The organism is Streptomyces sp. NPDC015125 (assembly GCF_043080045.1).
In the GTDB taxonomy this organism is placed as follows: Bacteria; Actinomycetota; Actinomycetes; order Streptomycetales; family Streptomycetaceae; genus Streptomyces.
Map to the genome: position 1 here is coordinate 1 of NZ_JBIBVF010000045.1, position 3,812 is coordinate 3,812.

Sequence of the window (3,812 nt, forward strand, 5' to 3'; positions counted from 1 at the left end):
AGGCGCGGGGAAATTCTGCGGCATCATGACCTCTCTTTACTTCGCCGCGTGGGCGGGTAATTCGCCCGCCTCGGCAGCGAAGAGGGGCTCCGCCAAATGCTCGCCATGCCAAGGTGCGAGCGTCGGGAAGTCCTTGACGTGCTGGGCGGCCGCGGGCAAGTCACTGCACGGCGTGCGGAACTCCTCGTTGTACTGGGCTGTTACCGGTTGCTGACATGAGGCGTCCCCTCCTGCTCGATGGCGGCTGGGCCTCTCGGCCCGCAGGGGTAACTGTTCCACCCTGCCATCCGGCGCGACTCAATTGCGGCTCAATTCTCAATCAACGACTTCCGTGAACACTGGATATCAGCTTTGTGAATGGAATACTTGAACACCCGAAAAAATAAAACTTCTGCAGCCATGGGGAGCGTTTACTTTCGGCCATGCCGCAAGAGTGGCGAACGCCCGTGGAACACATCCTGCCGATGGGGGGGGAAGACCAAGACCAATGGCCATGAGTTTACTTCGATTCTTCCGAGGGTTGACGGCGATGCCGTGAATCGACGCAAGACGTTTGTAGTCTGCGCCGCTTGCCACGACGAAATCCATGCGCGGCAACTGGCCGCTGACTCCACGGAATAGTCACTGGAGAGCCGGATACTCAGAAACGGTGCGCCGTTTCACTCGGCGCTGGATCGCCCCCGCAGGGGGCCGAGGTTCGGAAGGAGATGACCTTGGGGCTACCCGCCTGACCTGGACGCGAAAGCGCGAGGGGACAACAGCATGGCGGGAAAGCGTGGAGCGTTGAGAAGGCGTCAAAGGCGCTGCCGCGCAAAGCCCGCGTGATACGGCGAAAGCCATACTGCCTGAAGCCCAGTCACCAGCGGTGGAAATGCACACCCTGCGCCACGACGCCTTGTGCTGCTACTACTGCGGCGGCAGCTGGCCCTAGCAGTACGGCTCCCAGAGCTCGTACTCCAGGGCGTCGGAAATCGCGGGCGAGGAGTCGCGCAGGCGGGCGAGCAGGGCCCGGTTGTGCTCGCGGATCTCCTCGTCGTTCCCGGCCAGCGGGCTGTCCTCGGACAGGTCCAGCAGCCACAGCGGCCGGAGCGTCGCGCCGCGCAGTGCCTTTCCTTCCGCGGTCTCGGTGCCCGCGTGAATCCAGCGCACTCCCGGGAGCCGCGCTGCCATGTAGTAGGTGAGGTTGAAGTACTCGGCGGCCGAGGAGAGTTGGTCGTGGTCGAGGCCGAGCCCCCGCAGGTGCACGGTGTCGCCCTGACGGTAGTACAGGCAGAAGCCGACGGGCGGTTCGCCGGGGCGCGAGCACAGCACCACTTCGGCGCGCGAACCGGCAAGTTCACCCTGCTTGCGGAAGGACTCGGCCATCGGGGCCACGTCGACAGTTCTGCCGTAGCGCAACAACGAATGGGCCAGCAGCCGGGCGACGTCCTGCCAGGACTCGGCGAGCGTCCGGTGCTCCATCTCGTATCCGGCCTTCTCGAACTTCCGTATCTCGCTGCGGATACGGCGGGCCCGGTGCGCCGACAGCGATTCCAGCCAGGCGTGGAAGCCGCCGGGCGGGATCTTGATCCAGGCGTCGGTCTTCAGCGCGACCGGGGCGGTCCGCACCCCCGCCGCGCGCAGCGCCCCCACATCCTCGGTGGTCAGGTACATCGCCACGCGGGCGATCTTCGACTCCTCGTGCAGGGGTGAGCGCAGCGTGCGGACCGCGTCGAGCACCTCGGCGGCGGCCTCGGTCCGATCGGTTCCCTCGCCGGTCAGCAGGTGCGCCAGGTAGCCGCGGCGCTGGCCGATGAGCAGGCCGCCCGGCTCGGGCGCCGGCAGGCCGCGTGCGGTAAGCAGGTCGTGCCACCGCAGGTCTGGGGTGGGCTCGTCGGTCACCGCCGCCACGGGGATGGCGGCCCGGCCGCCGCCCGGGGTCTCCACGTGTAGTCCGCCGGAGACCGACCCGGGGTCGAGGGCGCACACCCGCAGCCACAGCGCCGACGAGTAGAACCTGCCGTCGGCGAGCCGGTCCCACTCGGTGTCCCCGAGCCCGCCGATGGCGTCGGCGAAAGTGTCCGTCGTGGCGGTCATGGCGCCTCCCCTTGGTCTTCGGCGGAACAGCTACGGCGACCAGGACGGGCGCCACGGGGCCCCCGGGCCCCGGCCGGGCCCGGCCGCGTTCCACGGGCGTCCGCCGCTCGTGAGGGCCAGGAACAAGCGTCCCGCATGACTGCGGAGCCGTTCCTTTCAGGTCTGCTGTCATTGCAGATTAATACAGATGTTCCGCGCCCGAAGGGGCCGTTGAGCGGGAATTGAGCCGCAATTGAGTCACACGGGAGATCGGGGTGAAACGGTGATTTCTGCGGGCCGAGATGTCCCGTCACCATCGAGCACGAGTGGAGCCTTCATGTCGGCGGAACGGGTCACAGCCCAGTACAACGAGGAATTCCGCACACCGGACAGCGAGTTGCCCTCGGTCGCCCGGTACGTCAAGGATTTCCCGACGCTCGCACCGTGGAATGTCGAGTTCTTGGCCAGGCCCCTCTTCGTGGCCGAGCGTGAGATTCGCGAGTTTGCCGATGACCTGCGGCACCTCATCGACATGCTCTTCTCTCTGCCGGACCGGATGTTCGGCGGCGATCTGGAGGCATTCCGGTCGGTGCTGGGAATCAGCGACGACCGTTGGGAAGCGATTCGGCGGTTCGGTGACCTGCTGCCGCCCCATTACGGCCGGGCCGACATGTACCACGACGGGACCTCGTTCAAGCTCCTTGAGTTCAATCTGGGAAGCGAGGCGGGCGGCTGGGGATTCGCGGGGGAGATCTCCCGCGCGGCGATGGAGGTCGACGCCTTCGCTGGCTTCGCGCGCCGGAACCGGCTTGGTTACGTGCATCCCGTCCGCGCCGCGGTGGAGGCCCTGCGCCGCTTCGGCGCCCGGGTGGCACCCGGCCGTGAGCCGGTGGTGGCCCTGCTGGAGTGGCGTGGCGGTCTCAAGGACTACGGCGAGCACTGGGCCAACTTCCAGTCCGCACTGCGCTGGGCGGGCCTCGACATCCTGGTGGCCGAGGTCTCCGACGTGCACGAACGCGAGGGGGCGCTTTACCTCGGGGACACGAAGATCGACGTGGTCTACCGCACCTTCGTCCCGGACCAGATCGCCGAGGAACCTGACGGCTGGGACCTGGTCGCACCGCTGCTGCGTGCGCACGGGGCCGGCGGGACGCTGCTCTGGACCCCCCTGTCCAGCAACATGTTCGCCAACAAGTCCTGTATGGCGCTGCTTTCCGATGCGGCGCGGCGGCGCGATCTCAGCGAGGACGAGTGCCGGCTCGTCGACCGGGTGTTGCCCTGGACCCGCCTGATCAACACCGAAACGCTCAAGACCGACACCGACCTCGTCGACGAATGCCTGGAGCGGCGCGAGCAGTTGATCCTGAAGGTCAACGCACGCGGCGGCGGAGTCGGCGCTGTCGTGGGCTGGGAGACGGACGACGCCACGTGGCGGCGGGCTCTGAAGGACTCGGCCGCGGAGGGATGTGTCGTACAGCAGAGAGTGGTACCGCGGTCTGAGTTCGTGGTGGACCCGGTGACCGGGGAAACCGAGGAGTGGCAGGCGGTCTATGGCATGTTCTACACGCCGCAGGGTTGCGCGGGAACGTTCGCCAAGGCGGTGCCGGCCGGTGCGAGCAGCATCATCTCCATCGCGCCGCCCGCGAACGCGCGCATCGCGGCCGTATTTCATCAGAGCGAGCTGCCCGTGTGGGGCGAAGTGCCCGCCGACACAGCGAAGTAAAGAGACGTCATTGCCGCGGAACTCCCCCACCCCC

General features: G+C 67.2%; 2 protein-coding genes. One reads left to right on the top strand and one right to left on the bottom strand.

What is annotated here, in order from left to right:
- Positions 1-927: 927 nt before the first annotated feature.
- Entirely contained in the window at positions 928-2,076 is a 1,149-nt protein-coding gene (locus tag ACF088_RS41130) for a GNAT family N-acetyltransferase (protein WP_392381107.1), read from the bottom strand.
- 376 nt (positions 2,077-2,452) lie between these two features.
- On the opposite strand from ACF088_RS41130, the gene ACF088_RS41135 reads away from it, so the two are divergent.
- On the top strand, positions 2,453-3,778 hold the full coding sequence (locus ACF088_RS41135; protein WP_392381108.1) for a hypothetical protein: 1,326 nt from the start codon (positions 2,453-2,455) through the stop codon (positions 3,776-3,778).
- Positions 3,779-3,812: the final 34 nt, after the last annotated feature.

What these genes read in the sequence shown, in the direction of transcription:
- ACF088_RS41130 (WP_392381107.1), bottom strand. Translation starts at nt 2,076, where the DNA reads ATGACCGCCACGACGGACACTTTCGCCGACGCCATCGGCGGGCTCGGG.